The sequence below is a fragment of the Azohydromonas lata genome (genome assembly GCF_034427735.1).
GTDB classification, from domain to species: domain Bacteria; phylum Pseudomonadota; class Gammaproteobacteria; order Burkholderiales; family Burkholderiaceae_C; genus Azohydromonas; species Azohydromonas lata.
The window spans coordinates 16,640-35,971 of the sequence record NZ_JAXOJX010000038.1 but is presented as its reverse complement, the minus strand read 5'-3'; the positions used below and the strand labels follow the sequence as shown (position 1 = coordinate 35,971).

Sequence of the window (19,332 nt, the reverse complement as noted above, 5' to 3'; positions counted from 1 at the left end):
GAAAGCGGGCCCGTAGGCTTCGTGGGCTTGTCGAGAAACCCTTCAGGACTGCGGCGCGCCGCCGTCCCGAAACGGGCCGCGTTGGGCCCACCACTGCAGCACGATGCCGGTCGAGGCCTGCACCGTCTGCGCCGAGTTGTCCAGCAGCAGCGCGTCCTGCGCCGGCTTCAAGGGGGCGATCAAGCGGTTCCTGTCCCGTTCGTCGCGCGCCTCAAGGTCGGCACGAAGCTCGTCGATGCTAGCAGAAATTCCTTTTGAAATCAATTGCTTATACCGGCGTTCCGCGCGCATGGCCGGACTGGCGGTCAGAAACACCTTGAGCGGCGCGTCCGGGAAGATGACGGTGCCCATGTCGCGGCCGTCGGCCACCAGCCCCGGCGCGCGGCGGAAGGCCAGTTGCACGGCGTAGAGCGCGGCGCGCAGCTCGCCCAGCGCGGAGATGCGCGAGGCGGTGGAGCCCACTTCCTCGCGGCGCAGCTCGTGGCTGACGTCCTGGCCGTCCAGCCACAGCCGCTCGCCTTCGAAGCGCAGGTTCAGGCCGCGCGCCAGCGCGGCCATGGCCTCGCCGTCGGTGGTGTCCACGCCGCGGTTGAGCGCGGCCAGCGCCGTGACGCGGTAGAGCGAACCGGAGTCCAGCGTGTGGTAGCCCAGCGCCTGGGCGACGGTGCTGGCCAGCGTGCCCTTGCCGGAGGCCGTGGGCCCGTCGATGGTGATCACGGGCACCAGCGAGCGCTCGGCGCGCGCCAAGCCGAAGAGCGTCTCGAAGTAGTCGGGGAAGGTCTTGCCCACGCACTTGGGGTCCAGGATGCGCACGGGCACCACCGGGTCGGCCGAGGCCAGCGGGTTGAAGGCGGCCAGCGACAGGCACATGGCCATGCGGTGGTCGTCGTAGGTGTGGACGGCCGCGGGCAGCCAGCCGCCGGTGGTGGGGGGCGAGACCTCGATGAAGTCCTCGCCCTCGACCACCGTGGCGCCCACCTTGCGCAGCTCGGCGGCCATGGCGGCGATGCGGTCGGTTTCCTTCACGCGCCAGCTGGCGATGTTGGTCAGCCGCGTGCTGCCGCGGGCGTACAGCGCCATCACCGCCAGCGTCATGGCCGCGTCGGGGATGTGGTTGCAGTCCATGTGGACGGCCCGCAGCGGCCAGGCGCCGCGGCTGACCTCGATGAAGTTGGGCCCCAGCGTCACGGCAGCCCCCATGGCGCGCGCGGCGTCCACGAAGGCGACGTCGCCCTGGATGGACTCGCTGCCCACGCCCTCGATGCGCAGCGGTGCCTCGGTGGCGGCAATGGCGCCCAGCGCCACGAAATAGGAGGCCGAGGAGGCGTCGCCTTCCACCCAGATCTCGCCCGGCGAGCGGTAGGCACTGCCCTGCGGGATGGTGAAGCGCTCCCAGCCCTCGCGCTGCACGGCGATGCCAAAGCGCGTGAGCAGCTTGAGCGTGATGTCGATGTAGGGCTTGGAGATCAGCTCGCCCTGCACCTCGACGGTGATTGGGCCGCCCTCGCTCACCAGCGGCAGCGCCAGCAGCAGCGCGGTGAGGAACTGGCTGGAGACGTCGCCGCGCACGCGGATGGGCGCGGCCGTGTCCGCGCGGCCGCCGGCGCTGCCCGTGAGGCGCAGCGGCGGGTAGCCGTCCTGGCCCAGGTAGTCCACGCCGCAGCCGAGCTGGCGCAGCGCGTCCACGAGGTCGCCGATGGGGCGCTCGTGCATGCGCGGCACGCCGCTGAGCTCGAAGGTGCCGCCCTGCGTGGCCGCCAGCAGCGCCAGCGCCGCGGTGAGCGGGCGCATGGCCGTGCCGGCGTTGCCCAGGAACAGCTCGGCGTCGTGCACGCTCAGGCGGCCGCCCAGGCCGGTGACGCGCAGCGGGCCCTCGGCCGTGGCCTCGACGCCGCAGCCCAGGCGGCGCAGCGCGTCCAGCATCACGCGGGTGTCGTCCGAGTCCAGCAGGTCGTGCACCAGGGTCTGGCCCTCACAGAGGCCGGCCAGCAGCAGCACGCGGTTGGAGATGCTCTTGGAGCCCGGCAGGCGCACCGTGCCGGCGGCGCCGATGAGCGGGGGCAGGTCGAGGAAGGGGATGTCGTACATGCGAAGGGGCGCGTGGGTCGCGTTGGGCGCGCCGCCGCCGGGCGGCGCGCTGGGGGGATGTTCAGCGGGACTGTGAGGGTGGGGCGCCCGGATGCCAGCCCGCGCGCGCCTGGGCCACCTCGCGGATGTGGTCTTCCAGCGCTTGGGCGTCGCCGGTGCGCAGCAGTTGCTCGAAGCCGTCGAGCGCGCGGCGGAACTCGCCGGCCTGGCGCAGCACCTCGTCGCGGTTGGTCAGCAGGATGTCACGCCACACCGCGGGATCGCTGGCGGCGATGCGGGTGAAGTCGCGAAAACCCGGGCCGGCCAGCGAGAGGAAGTCCGCGCCCAACGGCTGCCGCGCCACGCCGTCGAAGTAGGCGTAGGCCAGCAGGTGGGGCAGGTGGCTGACGGCGGCGAAGGCTGCGTCGTGCGCCTGCGGGCTCATGCGGCGCACGCGCGCACCCAGCGCCTCCCACAGCGCGGCGGCGCGCTGCACCAGCGCCGCCGGGTTCTCCGGCAGCGGGGTGAGGATGGCGTGGCGGTTGGCAAAGAGCGCGGCGTCGGCATGGGCGACGCCGGCGGTCTCCTTGCCGGCGATCGGATGGGCGGGGACGAAGCGCTCCAGCCGCGGGCCCAGCACGCGGCGCGCGGCGGCTTCCACGTCACGCTTGGTGCTGCCCACGTCCATGAGCAGCGCCTCGGCCCCAAGCGCGGGGGCGATCTCGGCCAGCACGGGCTCGGTGGCGGCCACGGGCACGGCCACGAGCACCAGGTCCGCGCCCTCGGCGGCCTGCGCGGCGCCGGGGGCGACTTCGTCGATCACGCCCAATTCGAGCGCCTTGGCCAGGGCCACCGCGTCCGGCCCGCAGCTCACGATGCGGCCGGCCAGCCCGGCGCGGCGCAGCGCCAGGGCGAAGGAGCCGCCCATGAGGCCGCAGCCCACCAGGGCCAGCCGCTGCACGCGCATGCTCAGTGCCTGTCCAGCGGGTAGCCGCCCAACAGCTTGAAGAAGCTGCACTTGGCGCGCAGGACCTGCAGCGCCTGCGCGACGCGCGGCTCGTCGGGGTGGCCCTGCAGGTCGATGTAGAAGTAGTACTCCCACTGCCCGGAGCGCGCCGGGCGCGACTCGAAGCGGCTCATGGACACGCCCGCATCCTTGAGCGGCACCAGCAGGTCGTGCATGGCGCCGGGCAGGTTGGGCACGGCGATCACGAGGCTGGTGCAGTCCACGCCGGAGGGCGCGGGCAGGGGCTGCTTGAGCGGGTCGGCCACCATCACGAAGCGGGTGCGGTTGCGCGGGTCGTCCTGCACGCCGGGCGCGACCACGTGCAGGCCGAACTCGTTGCCCGCGCGCGTGCTGGCCAGCGCGGCCAGCGACGGGTCCTTGGAGGCCAGCCGCGCGCCTTCGGCGTTGCTGGTGACGGGACGCCGCTCCACGCCCGGGAGGTGCTGCGACAGCCACTCGTGGCACTGGCCCAGGGCCTGCGGGTGGGCGCACACGGCGGTGATGCCTTGCAGGTCCTCGCGCAGGCGCAGCAGGTTGTGGCGCACCAGCAGGCTGGTCTCGCCCACGATGTTCAGCGGCGTGGTGAGGAACAGGTCCATGGAGCGGGCCACGGCGCCCTCGGTGGAGTTCTCCACCGGCACCACGCCGAAGTCGGCCGAGCCGGCGCTGGTGGCGCGGAACACCTCGTCGATGCTGGCGCAAGGCACGCGGACGATGGAGCTGCCGAAGTAGTTCAGCGCCGCCTCCTCGCTGAAGGTGCCCGCCGGGCCCAGGAAGGCCACGCGCGTGGGCGTCTCCAGCGCGCGGCAGGCGGACATGACCTCGCGCCAGATGGGCGCCAGGCTTTCGTTCTTCAGCGGTCCGGGGTTGATGGACTTGAGGTTCTCTATGACCTGCTGCTCGCGCTCGGGACGGAAGACGGGTGAGCCTTCCTTCTTCTTGATCTCGCCCACGGCGTGCGCCAGCGCGGCGCGGCGGTTGATGAGCGCCAGCAGCTCGCGGTCCACCGCGTCGATGCGCACGCGCAGGCCCGGCAGGTCCTGGGGGAGGGTGTCGTCGTGGTCAGCCATGGCGCGCCTGGAACTCGGTCATGTAGGACACCAGCGCCTGCACGCCTTGCAGCGGCATGGCGTTGTAGAGGGAGGCGCGCAGTCCGCCCACGGACTTGTGGCCCTTGAGCTGCAGCAGCCCGCGCTCGGCGGCGCCTTCCAGGAAGGGGGCGTACAGCCGCTCGTCCGGCATGAAGAAGGGCACGTTCATGCGCGAGCGGCAGCCGGCATCCACCTGGTTGCTGTAGAAGCCGGAGCCGTCTATGGCGCCGTAGAGCAGGGTGGCCTTCTCGATGGCGCGGCGCTCCATCTCGGCCACGCCGCCCTGGCGCAGCAGCCACTGGAAGACCAGCCCGGCGATGTAGATGGAATACGTCGGCGGCGTGTTGTACATGGAGCCGTGCTCGGCCACGGTCTTGTAGTCGAAGGCCGAGGGGCACACCGACATGGCGTGGCCCAGCAGGTCTTCGCGCACCATGACGAGGGTCAGCCCCGCGGGGCCGATGTTCTTTTGCGCGCCGGCGAAGGCCAGGCCCACGCGCGACCAGTCGATGGCGCGCGAGAGGATGTGCGAGGAGCAGTCCACCACCAGCGGCAGCCCGCTGCCCAGCGCCTGGAGGTCCGGCAGCTCGTGGAACTCCACGCCGTGGATGGTCTCGTTGCTGCAGAGGTGCACGTAGCGCGCTTCGCGGCGCAGCTTCCACGAGGCCGGGGCAGGCAGCGTGGTGTGGCGGCCCTCCACGGCGTTGGTGGCGGCGAGCTGCGCGTCGCAATACTTCTTGGCTTCCTTGAACGACTTCTGCGACCAGCTGCCGGTGACCACGAAGTCCGCCGCCGCGCCGGCGCTCAGGTTCATGGGGACGATGGCGTTTTCGGCCAGGCCGCCGCCCTGCATGAACAGGATGTGGAAGTTGGGCGGCACGGCCAGCAGGCGGCGCAGGTCGGCTTCGGCCTGGTGGGCGATGGAGATGAACTCCTTGCCGCGATGGCTCATCTCCATCACGCCCATGCCGCTGCCGTGCCAGTCCAGCATCTCGGCGGCGGCCTGCTCCAGCACCTCGGCCGGCAGCGCGGCCGGGCCGGCGGAAAAGTTGTAGGGACGCTGCTTCATGCGGGCCTCGCTCACTTCTTGCCGGGCGCGCTGCCGGCCGCGGGGGCCGAGAGCTGGGCGCCGCCGGCCTCCAGCCGCTTGCGCAGGGTGGCTTCCAGTGCCTTCAGGCGCGGCTCCACGGTGCCCTTGGTGTCGGCCACCACCTTTTGCGACAGGGCCTGGTGCATCTCGGGGACGATCTGCTCGAACTTCTTGGACACAGGGGATTCGAGCCAGGCAATGAGCGTCTTGAGCTCATCCTCGCTGAAGCGCGACTCCAGCAGCGCGCCCAGCGTGGCGGGGCCGGTTTCGGCGGCGCGCTTGCGCAGCACGGTCTCGATCTCGGCGTGGAACTTCTTGATCTCGGCTTGCAAGTCCTTGGCCGTGGCCTCGCGCTTTTCCGGCGGCACGGCCTGCAGCGCCGGGCCCACGGCGCTGAGCACCTGGTTGGCCGTCTGGTCGGCGATGCTGCGCCCAATGCCCTCGACGCCTTCAGCCTGCAGTTGCACGGCCTTTTGCGCCAGCTCCTTCTTGCTTTGCGCGTGGGCGCCGGCGCCGGCCACGGCCAGCGCCGCGGCCAGCGCGATCGATTTCCACATCAGCTGTTCTCCTCGCCGGCGTCGGCGGCAGGGTCGGCGGCGGCTGCGCCGTCCACGTTGGCGTCGTTCTCGACGATGCGTTGCAGGCCACCCAGGCGGGCGCCGTCATCCAGCGCGATCAGCGTCACGCCCTGCGTGGCGCGGCCCATCTCGCGGATCTCGGCCACGCGGGTGCGCACGAGCACGCCGCGGTCGGTGATGAGCATGATCTCGTCGGCCTCGCGCACCAGCGTGGCGGCCACGACCTTGCCGTTGCGCTCGCTTTGCTGGATGGCGATCATCCCCTTGGTGCCGCGGCCGTGGCGCGTGTACTCGGCGATGGGCGTGCGCTTGCCGAAGCCGTTTTCGGTGGCGGTGAGCACGCTTTGCGACTCGTCCTCGGCCACGAGCATGGCGATCACGCTCTGGCCCGGCTCCAAGTTCATGCCGCGGTTGCCGCGGGCGTTGCGCCCCATGGGGCGCAGGTCGTCCTCGGGGAAGCGCACGGCCTTGCCGCCGTCGGAGAACAGCATCACGTCGTGCTGGCCGTCGGTCAGCGCCGCGCCCACGAGGTAGTCGCCCTCGTCCAGCGTGACGGCGATGATGCCGGCCTTGCGCGGGTTGGCGAACTCGTCCAGCGAGGTCTTCTTGACCGTGCCCAGCGCCGTGGCCATGAACACGTAGTGGTCGCCGGGGAAGGTGCGGAACTCGCCCGTGAGCGGCAGCACGACGGTGATCTTCTCGTCAGGCTGCAGCGGGAACATGTTGACGATGGGCTTGCCGCGCGAGGTGCGCCCGCCCTGCGGCACTTCCCAGACCTTGAGCCAGTACACGCGGCCGCGGTTGGAGAAGCACAGGATCCAGTCGTGCGTGTTGGCGATGAAGAGCTGGTCGATCCAGTCGTCTTCCTTGGTCTGCGCGGCCTGCTTGCCGCGGCCGCCGCGCTTTTGCGAGCGGTACTCGGCCAGCGGCTGGCTCTTGATGTAGCCCGTGTGCGAGAGCGTCACGACCATGTCGGTGGGCGTGATCAGGTCCTCGGTGCCGAGCTCCTGCACGTTGTGCTCGATGGTGGAGCGGCGCGCGCCGACCTTGGCCTGGCCGAACTCCGCGCGCAGCGCCTTGATCTCGTCGCTGATGATGACGGTCACGCGCGCGGGCTTGGACAAGATGTCGAGCAGGTCGGCGATGGTGGCCATCACGTCGCGGTACTCGCCGATGATCTTGTCCTGCTCCAGGCCGGTGAGCCGTTGCAGCCGCATCTGCAGGATCTCGCCCGCCTGCTCGTCGGAGAGGCGGTAGAGCCCGTCGGGCTGCAGCCCGTAGTGCGTGGGCAGGCCCTCGGGGCGGAAGGCCTCGCGCCCGCCGATGGCATCGGCCTGGGCGCGCACGAGCATCTCGCGCACCAGCGACGAATCCCAGCTGCGCGCCATGAGCTCGCTGCGCGCCAGCGGCGGCGTGGGCGCGGCCTTGATGATGGCGATGAACTCGTCGATGTTGGCCAGTGCCACGGCCAGGCCTTCGAGCACGTGGCCACGCTCGCGCGCACGGCGCAGCTCGTACACGGTGCGCCGCGTCACGACCTCGCGGCGGTGCTCCAGGAAGATCTCCAGCAGCTGCTTGAGGTTGCACAGCTTGGGCTGGCCGTCCACCAGGGCGACCATGTTGATGCCGAAACTGTCCTGCAGCTGCGTCTGCTTGTAGAGGTTGTTGAGCACCACCTCCGGCACTTCGCCGCGCTTGAGCTCGATGACCACGCGCATGCCGGACTTATCGGACTCGTCCTGGATGTGGCTGATGCCTTCGAGCTTCTTCTCGTTGACCAGCTCGGCGATGCGCTCCAGCAGCGTCTTCTTGTTGACCTGGTAGGGGATCTCGTCGACGACGATGGCCTGGCGCTCGCCGTTCTTGCCGATGTCCTCGAAGTGGCAGCGCGCGCGCATGACCACCTTGCCGCGGCCGCTGCGGTAGCCCTCGCGCACGCCGGAGAGGCCGTAGATGATGCCGGCGGTGGGGAAGTCCGGCGCCGGGATGATCTCCATGAGCTCATCGAGCGTGGCCTGCGGGTTGCCGAGCAGGTGCAGGCACGCGTCCACCACCTCGTTGAGGTTGTGCGGCGGGATGTTGGTGGCCATGCCCACGGCGATGCCGGCGCTGCCGTTGACCAGCAGGTTGGGCAGCCGCGTGGGCAGCACCAGCGGCTCCTTCTCGGAGCCGTCGTAGTTGGGACCGAAATCGACGGTTTCCTTGTCGATGTCGGCCAGCATCTCGTGGGCGATCTTGGACAGGCGGATCTCGGTGTAGCGCATGGCCGCGGCGTTGTCGCCGTCCACCGAGCCGAAGTTGCCCTGGCCGTCCACGAGCATGTGGCGCAGCGAGAAGTCCTGCGCCATGCGCACGATGGTGTCGTACACCGCGCTGTCGCCGTGAGGGTGGTACTTACCGATCACGTCGCCGACGATGCGGGCGGACTTCTTGTAGGGGCGGTTCCAGTCGTTGTTGAGCTCGTGCATCGCGTAGAGCACGCGGCGGTGCACGGGCTTGAGGCCGTCTCGCGCGTCAGGCAGGGCACGGCCCACGATCACGCTCATGGCGTAATCGAGATACGAGCGCCGCATCTCCTCTTCGAGGCTGATGGGCAGGGTTTCCTTGGCGAACTGGGTCATGGGCAGACGGGCTCGGCCGTCGCGCGCGGGCGCGAAGCTGGCTCCGCATTAAAAAGAAGCAGCGGATCGGCGATTCTAAGCCGCGCAGCTTGTCGCAGCCGCGCAACAGGGGTGGAGGCCGCTTGGGGAGGCGCGAGCCAAAATGGAGGAGTCAAGAAGCCCCGATGGCACAATGGGTCGTCGGTGGTGATCGCTCGCGAGACCGGGTGTTTGCCGGGTTTTCTTGCTTCCGATTCGGACGTTTCGCAGAGTCCTGCGGCTTTCCTTGAGAGGAGAATCAATGAAGAAACTGAATGCCGTGGCGGTGCTGTTTGCATCGGCCGCGCTTGCTGCCCCGCTGTCGAGTGCCTTTGCCCAGACGGTTGATAACTGGCGTGCCACGGACGGCACGGTCGTCAAGAACGGTACGAACGAACTGTGCTGGCGCAACTCCACCTGGACGCCGGCCACGGCTGACCAGGCTTGCGACGGCGCCCTGAAGCCGCCGGCTCCCGCCCCTGTGGCTCCGGTGGCTGCTGCTCCGGCTCCGGCTCCCGCCCCGGCTCCGGCTCCGGCCGTGGTGCCGCCGGCCCCGGTGAGCGAGAAGGTCACCTACGCCGCTGACGCCTTCTTCGACTTCGACAAGGCTGTGCTCAAGCCCGAAGCCCGCTCCAAGCTGGACGAGCTGGTCGGCAAGACCGGTGGCGTGAATCTGGAGGTCATCATCGCCGTGGGTCACACCGACTCCGTCGGCACCGATGCCTACAACCAGCGCCTGTCGGTGCGCCGCGCCGAAGCCGTGAAGGCCTATCTGGTGAGCAAGGGCATCGAGAAGAACCGCGTGTACACCGAAGGCAAGGGCGAGAAGCAGCCCGTGGCCGACAACAAGTCTGCCGACGGCCGCGCCAAGAACCGCCGCGTCGAAATCGAAGTGGTCGGCACGCGCAACAAGTAATCCGGTTTCCCGGACCGCTTGAGTCACAAACCCCGCCCCGGCGGGGTTTGTGCTTTTTAGTACCGCTACGATGCGCGCCATGATCAACGCCGACCCCCAGGAGCTGGCCAAGTTCAGCGAGCTCGCCCACCGCTGGTGGGATCCCGAGAGTGAATTCCGTCCCTTGCACCAGATCAACCCGCTGCGGCTGCAGTGGATCGATTCCCTGGTGCCGCTGGCCAACAAGCAGTTGCTCGACGTGGGCTGTGGCGGGGGCATCCTGTCCGAAGCCATGGCGCAGCGCGGTGCCGCGCAGGTGCTGGGCATAGACCTGGCCGTCAAGCCATTGAAGGTCGCGCAGCTGCACGCGCTGGAGTCCGGCGTGCACAACGTGGACTACCGCGAAATCGCCGTCGAGGCGCTGGCGGCCGAGCGGCCAGCGAGCTTCGATGTCGTGACGTGCATGGAGATGCTGGAGCACGTGCCCGCGCCGGAGTCGGTGGTGCGCGCCTGCACCACGCTGGTCAAGCCCGGCGGCTGGGTGTTCTTCTCCACGCTCAACCGCAACGCCAAGGCCTTCCTGCTGGCCATCGTGGGCGCGGAGTACGTGCTCAAGCTGCTGCCGCGCGGCACGCACGAATACGAGAAGTTCATCCGTCCAAGCGAGCTGGCGCGCTGGTGCCGCGACGCCGGGCTGGAGCTGCAGCGCACGCGCGGGCTGGAATACAACCCCTTCACGCGCCATTACGCGCTGAGCAACGACACCAGCGTCAACTACCTCTTTGCCCTGCGCAAGCCGGGCTGAGCGTGGCCGCTGTTCTGCCCATGACTGCTTCCATCCGTTGCGTGCTCTTCGACCTGGACGGCACGCTCATTGACAGCGCCCCCGACCTGGCCGGCGCCGCCAACGCCATGCGCGTGGCGCGCGACCTGGCCGAGTTGCCCTACGAGCGGCTGCGCCCCATGGTGGGCTCAGGCGCACGGGGCATGGTGGGCGCGGCCTTCGGCGTGGCGCCGGGGCAGCAGGGCTTCGAGGCGCTGCGCGACGAGTTCCTGCAGCGCTACGAAGACGGCCTGCTGCTGCGCACGGCCGTCTTCGCCGAGATGGTGGCGGTGCTGCAGGCGCTGGAGCGCGCGGCGCTGCCCTGGGGCATCGTCACCAACAAGCACGCGCGCTTTGCCGAGCCGGTGGTGCGCGGGCTGGGCTTGCATGAGCGCGCAGCCGCCCTCATCTGCGGCGACACCACGGCACATGCCAAGCCGCACCCGGAGCCGCTGCTGGAGGCCGCACGCCGCGCGGGCGTGGCGCCGCAGGAATGCGTGTACGTGGGCGATGACCTGCGCGATGTGCAGGCCGGCCGCGCTGCCGGCATGGCCACGCTGGCGGCCGCCTGGGGCTACCTGGGCGAGGGCGAGCCCGTGCACGAGTGGGGCGCGGACGCCGTGATTGAAAATCCCCTGGTCCTCTTGAAGTGGTTGGGAATGCCTTAAACTAGTGGACTTCTTTGCAAAGGGGCCGACCCGGTTTCGACGTGGGTGCGGATCCGGCGCAGGGCATGCCGAGCACCAGTTCGCTCGTAAATCCACTGGAACAAAGTAACTGCGAACGACGAACGTTTCGCTCTCGCCGCTTAACACCGGTGAGCCTCTCAACGGCAGGCCGATGGGCCGGGCCCGCAAGGGCTGAGAGGTCATTCACATCGGCTGGTTGCTGACCGGGTCACTCGGTTGGTAGCGAGATCAAGTGACTGGCTTCGCAGGTAGCGTGCTGCTGCGCGACCTGCGGGGCGAGACTCAAATCAGTCAGCTAAGCATGTAGAACTGTCCGGTGATGGCTTGCGGACGGGGGTTCAATTCCCCCCGGCTCCACCAATTCCCGAAAAAGCCCTGCCGCTTCGCGCGCGGCAGGGCTTTTTTTCTGCTCAAGCCGCTTCAGGCGTACGGCCTGCGCCACAGCGCTTAACCCCGTCCAACGTAAGGCATGCCCGTGGCCATCACGGTCATGGTCAGCACGTTGGCCTCCAGCGGCAGCCGCGCCATGGCCAGGAAGGTGCTCGTCACGGCGTTCATGTGCATGCGCGCTTCGGGGCGGATGCTGCCGTCGGCCTGCATCGCGCCCTGCGCCATGAGCGTGGTCATGTCGGTGGCAACGTTGCCGATGTCGATCTGCCCAACGGCGATGTCGAACGCACGCCCCTCCAGCGCCGCCGCGCGTGTGAGCCCGCTGATGGCGTGCTTGGTGATGGTGTAGGGCGAGGACTGCGGCCGCGGCACGTGCGCTGAGATCGAGCCGTTGTTGATGATGCGGCCCCCCCGCGGCGACTGCGCCTTCATCAGCCGGAACGCCTGCTGCGTGCACAGGAAGGGCGCGCTCAGGTTCACGTCCAGCGCCTCGCGCCAGCGCTCCAGCGGCAGCTCCTCCAGCGCCATGGGCTGGGTGAACACGCCCGCGTTGTTGAACAGCAGGTCCAGCCGCCCAAAGCGCTGCGCCACCGTGTCAAAGAGGCGCCGCACGGCCTCGGCGTCGCTCACGTCGGCGCTCACCGCCAGGGCGCGCGCGGCGATGTCGCCCCAGGGGTCGCCCGCCGCGTCTATGGCCTGCTGCAGCGGTGCCAGCCGCCGCCCAACGAAGACGACGCGCCAGCCGTCGCGCAGCAGCGCCTGCGCGCAAGCCAGCCCTATGCCGCTGCCCGCGCCGGTGACGAGGGCGACCTTGTCGTGGGGAGTTCCGTTCATGTGAGTCTCTGGTGTCTTGGGTCGTGCCTGGGCCCGCGAGCGCGCCGGCGGCGGCCACGGGGCGGGCAGTATGCGGCACGGCATCGGCGGGGCAGGGCGCGCGGCGCCGCCACAATCGCGCCCCATGAGCACCACCCCCACTCCTGACGCCACGCCGGTCTTTACCCAGGTCCAGCTCTTCACGGACAGCGACGGCCGCGCCCGCTTTCGCGACGTGCAGATCCCGCTGACCGAGGGCACACCCGCCTCGCGGCTGTCGCAAGCCATGGCCGCCAGCGCGTTGCAGTTGCGCCAGAGCCCTGTCGGCTTCCAGAGCAGCTTCCACTGCACCGGCCACCCGCAGTGGCTGTTCGTCCTGCGCGGGCGCATGGAAATCGGCCTGCAGGACGGCAGCACCCGCGTCTTCGGCCCCGGCGAGCATTTCTATTCGGCCGACACCCTGCCCGCGGGCGCCGTGTTCGACCCCGCGCTGCACGGCCACCGCAGCCGCCAGCTGGGCGACGAGCCGCTGGTGACGCTCTTCGTCCGCGACTGAAGCGGCGAGCGCTCTTCGCGCTGCGGGCACGTGCGTTGCCGACTCTGGTCAGCCAAGACGGGACATTCCATGGCGCGGGGCGTGATGCGCTCCAGGCCACGGGACGCCAGCGTCGGCGTAACACAGGAGTCCATCACATGAGCATCATCCGCAAGAGCCTGCTGGCCGCCGCCGTCTGCGCGGCCGCCGCCACCGGCATCGTCCATGCCCAATCCTCCGGCGCGGGCACGACGGACAGTCCGAGCAGCACGGGCATGGGCGCGGCCACGCCGGGCGTGCCGGCACCCACGGGCCCCAACACGGCCACCAGCCCCAGCGTCACCGGCGCGGGCGCGGGCAGCACTTCCGGCTCCGGCAGCACCAGCTCCGGCAGCATGGGCTCCACCACCGGCGCGGGCACCAGCAGCGGCTCCATGTCCAACGGCCAGACCAGCAACAACTCGTCCGCTAACATGGGCACCACCCCGGGCACCATGGGCAACAACGCTCCCACCACGGGCAGCGGCAGCTCCACCACCGGTACCGGCGGCACCAGCTCCTCCACCATGCAGCCTTCCACCGGCACCACCGGCTCCATGAGCAGCGGCAACAGCGGCAGCACCTCGTCGGACATGTCCTCCGGCTCCACGGGCAGCAGCAGCTACGGCAGCGGCTCCACGGGCAGCACGCGCACCCCGCGCGCCGACCGCAACTGACCCACCGACACCCCGGTCGGTCCCCGGTCATTCACGAGCCGGCACCGAACGCCAAAAGGACCGCCTCGGCGGTCCTTTTGCTTTGCCTGCTGCTTTTTCCCTTTCCCGGCTTTCGGCTTTCCGGCGCTGGGGCTTGTGCCCGGCGCCGCGCAGGACCCCTTTCTCGTTCAGCGTCTGGCGGCTGTCGAAGCCTGGGCCAGCGCCGGCGTGGCCGGCGGCATGTTCAGGAACACCTCGCGCAGCGGCCGCGTTTCCGGCAGCACGTACACCACGGGCGCGGCGCCGGCGCGGCTCACCGGCATGAGCACGGTCTCGAAAAAGGCCGTGGGCACGTTGATGCAGCCGTAGGAGATGCGGTTGTCGGCCACGCCCGCGCTGGCCAGGCGCTGCAGCCGCCGCTCGGCCGGGTTGGTGGTGAGCACGCGGTGCATGGAGACGGCCGCGTCGTAGTCCACCCACAGCACGTCCTCGCCGCGCAGGTTGTGGCCTATCTCGCCCTGGAAGCGCCCGGCCGGCGTGGTGCGCTCCTGCGGTTTCACCTGCGACAGCGGCTTGTCGCCGATGCCGGGCACCGTGTCGTCGCCGCGGGCCAGGCCCAGCAGCACGGGCGCGTCGCCGCGCAGCCGCCCGCCGGGCTCGAACACGTACAGCCGCGCCCGGCGCTTGTCCACGATGACGAAGGGCCGCTGCCCCGCGTCGCCGCTGTCCAGCGCCCAATCGGCCACGCGGCGCACGTCGGCCGCGGCGTGGCGGGTGCCGAAATCTGCCTGGGGCGCGGCCGCTGCGGCGCCCAGGCATCCCGCGGTGGCCAGCAGCGCCACCCACTGCCTGCACTGGTTCAAGGCCGATCCTCCTGCTGCTGTGAAAAGCTTCCCCGTGCACGGCAAGGCCGGTTCCCGGGGGGGCGGCAACCAGGTGCGCAGGTGTCGCGGTGCTCCGGCGGTCCGCAGCCCCGGCGGAGTGCCGCCTGCCGGCGGCTGGGCCGTGCCGGTGCTTGCGGCCGGCCGCTTGCCGAAGGAATTACACGGGCGCGGCGGGCGGCTCAGGCCTTTGCCTTGGTGTTGCGCAGCACCACCAGGCGCGACAGGCCGAAGAGGTTGACCGACTGCACGGCCTGCAACTGCCAGTCGTGCACGAGGACGTGCTCCTCGAAGCCGAAGTCGGACCTGAACCCCACCCGCTGCGCCATGGAGCGCACCGCGCGCTCCATCAGCCACCAGAAGCGGCTGCCGCTGAAGTGGTTGACCACCAGGATGGTGCCGCCGGGCCTGCACACGCGGCGCACCTCGGCCACGAGCCGGGCCGGTTGCGGCGTCACCGACAGCACGTAGGGCATGGCCACGCAATCAAAGCTGTCGTCGGGGAAGTCCATGGCCTCGGCGTTCATCAGGTGCAGTGCGATGTCGCGCCCGCGCAGCGCTGCGGCGCGCGTTCGCGCCCGCTCCAGCATCTCGGCCGAAAGGTCCACGCCCACCACGCGGGTGTGCGCGGGATAGCCCGCCAGCGTCAGCCCCGTGCCCACGCCCACTTCCAGCAGCGAGTCGGGCTGCAGCGCGGCGGCCGCGCGCGTCATGGCGCGGCGTCCGGGCTCCAGCACGCGGCCGAAGATCAGGTCGTACAGCGGGGACCAGCGGTCGTAGGCCTGCACCACGCGGTGCGCGGGCATGGGCGCCGGCGCGGCGGCCGCGGCGTCATCGCGGGCGGCGTAGGGGGCGGGCTTGCCGCGCCGTGCGGCCTGGGGCGTGGAGCTCATGGGCAGAACCTCCTGCAGTGGTGGCGCGAGTGTTGGCGGTGAAGGAGCGCTGCTGCAACCGGGGTGCCACCCCTCATGGCAGGCACCGGGCTTGCCGGCCTGCGCAGGTCGGCAATGTCGCCGAGCCCGTTGACAGAGGTAAGCCATGAAGCAGCAAGGCAGCTCCAGCCAGCAGCAAGGCCAGGGCAAGCAGTCGCAGGACAAGCAGCAGGACCAGTCCAGCAGCTCCGGCAGCAAGCAGCAGCAGGGCCAGAAGAGCCCGCAGCACAAGCAGCAGCAGAAGTAAGGCGCGGCCTTTTTCGGCAGTTGGGGTCGACCCCAACTGCCGGCCGCGGCCCGCCGCTCAGGGCTGGCGCGCCGCTCCCAGCGGCCGCCACCAGCCCGTGGCCAGGCTGGTGCCCAGCAGGATCACCACCCCGCCGGCCAGCATGGAGGGCGTCACCGCCTCGTGCAGCACCAGCCCACCCCAGAGCATGGCGAACAGCGGCACCAGGTAGGTCACGGTCGTGGCGTTGGCCGGCCCAACCTGCGCGATGAGCCGGAAGTACATGACGTAGGCCACGGCCGTGCTCAGCACCCCCAGCGCCAGCGCCGCGCCCCAGGCGGTGGCGGACGCCGGCTGCGACGGCCAGGCCAGGGTGGCCGGCACCGCCAGCGCGACGGTGGCCAGCATCTGGCTGCCCGTGGCCAGGGCCAGCGCGGGCACGCCGGTGAGCCAGCGCCGCGTGGCGTTGGCGGCCACGCCGTACATCAGCGTAGCGGCCAGGCAGGCCAGCACGGCCAGGCCCGTGTCCTGCGCGCCGGCCTTGAAGCTGGCCTTGTCCCAGGCCAGGCCCAGCACGCCGGCAAAGCCCAGGGCCAGCCCAAGCATGCGCTGCGCGTCCATGCGCTCGCGAAACCACAGCCACGCCACCAGCGCGCCCCACAGCGGCGTGGTGGCGTTGAAGATGGCCGCCAGCCCGCCGCTGATGGACTGCGCTGCGAAGCTGTAGCAGACGAAAGGCAGCGCGGAATTCAGCAAGCCGACCACCGCCAGCGCCGCCCAGCGCCCGCGGCAGGCGGCCAGCGCCTTGGGCTGCGTGAGCAGCAGCAGCGGCAGCAGCACGGCGCTGGCCACGGCCACGCGCACGGCCGCCAGCGGCGAGGCACCGAAGGCCGGCGCGGCTAGCCGCATGAACAAGAAGGAGCCGCCCCACAGCGCGGCCAGGACGATGAGCTCCAGCCGGTCGCGCCCCTTCATGCCCATGCCCCAGGGGCGCCGGGCGCGGCGGTGGCGCTTTCTGCGGCGCCGGCCGTGCCGGCCGGCGGGGCAAAACGGCCTGTCACCAAAGGAAAATTTGCGGTACGGCTTGCGTGCGGCCGGCGTGGCGGTTGAGCGGGAAACTGCAGGGATTTCATCGCCGGATCATAGGCGGGGCGATCGTTGCGGCTTTCGCGACCGCCGGGGCGCGATCCCGTCCCATGGGCTGGATTGGCGCAACGGCAGGGCGCGGCGGCTGCCTACAATCCCCGGCAGGAGGACATCCATGCAGACTGCCGCTTCCGCGTTCAAGGCTTACGACATCCGTGGCGTCGTCGGCCAGACCATTGACGAGACTTTCGCTGAACACCTGGGCCGCGCCTTCGGCACCGAGGCCGTGGCCGCCGGCGAGCGCGCCGTGGTGGTGGGCCGCGACGGCCGCCTCTCCGGCCCGGGCTTGTCCGCCGCCCTCATGCGCGGCCTGGCCTCGACGGGCCTGGACGTGGTGGACCTGGGCGCCGTGACCACGCCCATGCTCTATTACGTGGCCGCCACGCGCGGCCAGCACGGCTGCCACAGCGGCATCCAGGTCACCGGCAGCCACAACCCCAAGGACTACAACGGCTTCAAGATGGTCCTGGCCGGCCGCGCCATCTATGGCGAGGACATCCAGGGCCTGCGCCGCCGCATGGAGGCCGAGGACTACGCGCAGGGCCAGGGCCGCATCGCGGCCATGGACATCGTCCCCGAGTACACGCACCGCATCACCAGCGACTGCAAGCTCGCGCGCCCCATGAAGATCGTCGTGGACTGCGGCAACGGCATTCCCGGCGCCAGCGCCCCGGCCATCCTGCGCGCCCTGGGCTGCGAGGTGATCGATCTCTACAGCCGCGTGGACGGCGACTTCCCCAACCACCATCCCGATCCCAGCAAGCCGGAAAACCTGGCCGACCTGATCAAGGTGGTCAACGCCACCGAGGCCGAGCTGGGCCTGGCCTTCGACGGCGACGGCGACCGCCTGGGCCTGGTCACCCGCGACGGGCAGATCATCTACCCCGACCGCCAGCTCATGCTGTTCGCGCGCGACATCCTCGCGCGCAACCCCGGCGCGCAGATCATCTACGACGTCAAGTGCAGCCAGCGCCTGACCGAGGTGGTGCGCGAGGCCGGCGGCGTGCCGCTGATGTGGAAGACGGGCCACTCGCTGGTCAAGGCCAAGCTCAAGGAGACGGGTGCGCCCATCGCCGGCGAGATGAGCGGGCACATCTTCTTTGCCGAGCGCTGGTACGGCTTCGACGACGGCATGTACACCGCCGCGCGGCTGCTGGAGATCCTCTCGCGCGAGGCCGACCCCAGCGCCGTGCTCAACGCGCTGCCCACGAGCTTCAACACGCCGGAGCTCAACGTGGCGTGCGAGGAGGGCGAGCCGCACGCGCTCATCGAGAAGCTGCGCGAGACGGCGCAGTTCCCGGGCAGCGAGCTGGTCACCATAGACGGCCTGCGCGCCGACTACGCCGACGGTTTCGGCCTCATCCGCGCCTCCAACACCACGCCGGTGCTGGTGATGCGTTTCGAGGGCCACACCGATGAGGCGCTGCACCGCATCGAGGCCGACTTCATGGCCGCGCTGCGCACCGTGAAGCCCGACGCCCGCATCGCCGCGGCGGCGCACTGAAAGGCGGCGGGGCGTGGAGGCGCTTGCGCGCTCGCTGTACGGGGCGCTGCTGTGGTCGCTCACGCCCGCCTACCTGTTGAAACTGTGGCGGCGAGGGGGCCGCGAGCCGGCCTACCGCGAGCGCTTGGGCGAGCGGCTGGGCCGCTATGAATACCCCGCGCCGCCGCCGCGGCGCCTGGTGTGGGTGCATGCCGTCTCGCTGGGCGAGACGCGCGCCGCGGCGCCGCTGATTGCCGCGCTGCGCGCGCAGCGGCCGGACTTGCGGCTGCTGCTGACCACCAGCACCGCCACCGGCTGGGCCGCGGGCCACGCGCTGCTGCGCGCCGGCGACGTGCACACCTGGCTGCCCTACGACACGCCCGGTGCCGTGCGCCGCTTCCTGCGCCACCACCGCCCGCTCTTGGGCGTGCTCATGGAAACCGAGGTCTGGCCCAACCTGCTGGCCGTGGCCGCGCGCGAGCAGTTGCCCATGGTGCTGGCCAATGCGCGCTTGAGCGCCAAGAGCCTGCGCAAGGGCGAGCGCTTCGCCACGCTCATGCGGCCGGCGGCCGGGCGCTTCCTGCGCGTGCTGGCGCAGACGCAGGACGACGCGCAGCGTTTCCGCGAGATGGGCGCGCCTTTCGTGGAGGTGTGCGGCAACCTGAAATTCGACATCGCCCCGTCGCCTGCGCTGCTGCAGCGCGGGCAGCAGTGGCGCTCGCGCCTGCAGCGCCCCGTGGTGCTGGCCGCCAGCACGCGCGAGAACGAGGAGGCGCCGCTGCTGGCCGCCTGGCGCGAGCTGCCGCAACCGCGGCCGCTGCTGGTGCTGGTGCCGCGCCACCCGCAGCGCTTCGACGAGGTGGCCGCCCTGGTGGAGCAGGCCGGCTTCAGTGGCGTGCGCCGCAGCAGCTGGGGCGAGGGCGAGCCGCCGCAGGAGGCAGCGCTGGCCGACGTCTGGCTGGGCGACTCCATAGGCGAGATGGCGCTGTACTACGCCTGCTCGGACTCCGGGCTTTTGGGCGGCAGCTTCGAGCCCTTGGGCGGGCAGAACCTGATCGAGGCCGCCGCCTGCGGCTGCCCGCTGGTGCTGGGCCCGCACACCTTCAACTTTGCCGAAGCCGCCGAGCTGGCCGTGCAGGCGCGCGCCGCGATGCGCGCGGCCGACATCCGCCAGGGCGTGGTCTATGCCGCCATGCTGGCCGTGGACCCGCAGCGCAACGGCTGGGTGGACCGCGCGCTCACCTTCGCCAGCCGCCACCGCGGGGCGACGGAGCGCATGGCCGAGCGCATCGTTGGGCTGCTGCCGGCGGTGATTTGAAAGCCGGGCGCCAGCCTGGAGCCCGGCCCCGCCAG

18 protein-coding genes and 1 other RNA gene are annotated in these 19,332 nt (G+C 70.7%); 9 read left to right on the top strand and 10 right to left on the bottom strand.

What is annotated here, in order from left to right; all coding sequences use genetic code 11:
• Positions 1-42: 42 nt before the first annotated feature.
• The 6 genes from SM757_RS21035 to gyrA form a co-directional block, all read right to left on the bottom strand.
• Positions 43-2,088: a bifunctional 3-phosphoshikimate 1-carboxyvinyltransferase/cytidylate kinase gene (locus SM757_RS21035; RefSeq protein WP_322466921.1), complete on the bottom strand. Its 2,046-nt coding sequence runs from the start codon at positions 2,086-2,088 to the stop codon at positions 43-45.
• A 61-nt stretch (positions 2,089-2,149) separates the two neighbouring features.
• Positions 2,150-3,034 carry a prephenate dehydrogenase gene (locus SM757_RS21030; protein WP_066334730.1) on the bottom strand — a complete coding sequence of 295 codons (885 nt, stop codon included), beginning with the start codon at positions 3,032-3,034 and terminating at the stop codon, positions 2,150-2,152.
• Between the two features lie 2 nt (positions 3,035-3,036).
• Complete coding sequence (gene pheA, locus SM757_RS21025) at positions 3,037-4,143, bottom strand: prephenate dehydratase (RefSeq protein WP_066334728.1); 1,107 nt, start codon at positions 4,141-4,143, stop codon at positions 3,037-3,039.
• The gene (gene serC, locus SM757_RS21020) at positions 4,136-5,233 is read right to left on the bottom strand and encodes a 3-phosphoserine/phosphohydroxythreonine transaminase (RefSeq protein ID WP_066334727.1); all 1,098 of its coding nucleotides are present in this window, start codon (positions 5,231-5,233) and stop codon (positions 4,136-4,138) included. Before serC ends, pheA begins: the two co-directional genes overlap by 8 nt.
• An 11-nt stretch (positions 5,234-5,244) precedes the next feature.
• Positions 5,245-5,811, bottom strand: a complete 567-nt coding sequence (locus tag SM757_RS21015; protein WP_322466920.1) for a DUF2059 domain-containing protein — start codon at positions 5,809-5,811, stop codon at positions 5,245-5,247.
• Entirely contained in the window at positions 5,811-8,453 is a 2,643-nt protein-coding gene (gene gyrA / locus SM757_RS21010) for a DNA gyrase subunit A (protein ID WP_066334721.1), read from the bottom strand. Before gyrA ends, SM757_RS21015 begins: the two co-directional genes overlap by 1 nt.
• A 280-nt stretch (positions 8,454-8,733) precedes the next feature.
• Between gyrA and ompA the strand changes: the two genes are divergently transcribed.
• From ompA to ssrA, 4 genes are all read left to right on the top strand, one after another.
• A complete protein-coding gene (ompA, locus tag SM757_RS21005) occupies positions 8,734-9,387 on the top strand; it encodes an outer membrane protein OmpA (RefSeq protein ID WP_066334718.1) in 654 nt (217 codons plus the stop codon).
• Between the two features lie 79 nt (positions 9,388-9,466).
• Positions 9,467-10,171 carry a bifunctional 2-polyprenyl-6-hydroxyphenol methylase/3-demethylubiquinol 3-O-methyltransferase UbiG gene (ubiG, locus tag SM757_RS21000; protein ID WP_373862983.1) on the top strand — a complete coding sequence of 235 codons (705 nt, stop codon included), beginning with the start codon at positions 9,467-9,469 and terminating at the stop codon, positions 10,169-10,171.
• A 20-nt stretch (positions 10,172-10,191) separates the two neighbouring features.
• Positions 10,192-10,857 (top strand): phosphoglycolate phosphatase, encoded by a 666-nt coding sequence (gph, locus tag SM757_RS20995; RefSeq protein ID WP_322466919.1) that lies wholly within the window; start codon positions 10,192-10,194, stop codon positions 10,855-10,857.
• 21 nt (positions 10,858-10,878) lie between these two features.
• Positions 10,879-11,238: a transfer-messenger RNA gene (gene ssrA / locus SM757_RS20990) on the top strand.
• Between the two features lie 87 nt (positions 11,239-11,325).
• Here ssrA and SM757_RS20985 read toward each other — a convergent pair.
• Positions 11,326-12,102: an SDR family oxidoreductase gene (locus tag SM757_RS20985; protein ID WP_322466918.1), complete on the bottom strand. Its 777-nt coding sequence runs from the start codon at positions 12,100-12,102 to the stop codon at positions 11,326-11,328.
• Between the two features lie 124 nt (positions 12,103-12,226).
• On the opposite strand from SM757_RS20985, the gene SM757_RS20980 reads away from it, so the two are divergent.
• Both SM757_RS20980 and SM757_RS20975 read left to right on the top strand, forming a co-directional pair.
• Entirely contained in the window at positions 12,227-12,637 is a 411-nt protein-coding gene (locus SM757_RS20980; RefSeq protein ID WP_066333895.1) for a cupin domain-containing protein, read from the top strand.
• A 137-nt stretch (positions 12,638-12,774) separates the two neighbouring features.
• Positions 12,775-13,332, top strand: coding sequence for a hypothetical protein (locus SM757_RS20975; RefSeq protein WP_322466917.1), 558 nt, complete (start codon positions 12,775-12,777; stop codon positions 13,330-13,332).
• 167 nt (positions 13,333-13,499) lie between these two features.
• Here SM757_RS20975 and SM757_RS20970 read toward each other — a convergent pair whose 3' ends face one another.
• The gene (locus SM757_RS20970) at positions 13,500-14,174 is read right to left on the bottom strand and encodes a L,D-transpeptidase (RefSeq protein WP_174548608.1); all 675 of its coding nucleotides are present in this window, start codon (positions 14,172-14,174) and stop codon (positions 13,500-13,502) included.
• Positions 14,175-14,374: 200 nt separating this feature from the next.
• Positions 14,375-15,085 carry a class I SAM-dependent methyltransferase gene (locus tag SM757_RS20965; protein WP_322466916.1) on the bottom strand — a complete coding sequence of 237 codons (711 nt, stop codon included), beginning with the start codon at positions 15,083-15,085 and terminating at the stop codon, positions 14,375-14,377.
• 145 nt (positions 15,086-15,230) lie between these two features.
• Between SM757_RS20965 and SM757_RS20960 the strand changes: the two genes are divergently transcribed.
• Positions 15,231-15,371 carry a hypothetical protein gene (locus tag SM757_RS20960; RefSeq protein WP_169805860.1) on the top strand — a complete coding sequence of 47 codons (141 nt, stop codon included), beginning with the start codon at positions 15,231-15,233 and terminating at the stop codon, positions 15,369-15,371.
• A gap of 57 nt (positions 15,372-15,428) precedes the next feature.
• On the opposite strand, the gene SM757_RS20955 is transcribed toward SM757_RS20960, so the two are convergent.
• Positions 15,429-16,325, bottom strand: coding sequence for a DMT family transporter (locus SM757_RS20955; RefSeq protein ID WP_066333951.1), 897 nt, complete (start codon positions 16,323-16,325; stop codon positions 15,429-15,431).
• Between the two features lie 286 nt (positions 16,326-16,611).
• Between SM757_RS20955 and SM757_RS20950 the strand changes: the two genes are divergently transcribed.
• Both SM757_RS20950 and SM757_RS20945 read left to right on the top strand, forming a co-directional pair.
• Positions 16,612-18,000, top strand: coding sequence for a phosphomannomutase/phosphoglucomutase (locus tag SM757_RS20950; RefSeq protein WP_066333887.1), 1,389 nt, complete (start codon positions 16,612-16,614; stop codon positions 17,998-18,000).
• Between the two features lie 13 nt (positions 18,001-18,013).
• The gene (locus tag SM757_RS20945) at positions 18,014-19,297 is read left to right on the top strand and encodes a 3-deoxy-D-manno-octulosonic acid transferase (protein ID WP_322466915.1); all 1,284 of its coding nucleotides are present in this window, start codon (positions 18,014-18,016) and stop codon (positions 19,295-19,297) included.
• Positions 19,298-19,332 lie beyond the last annotated feature (35 nt).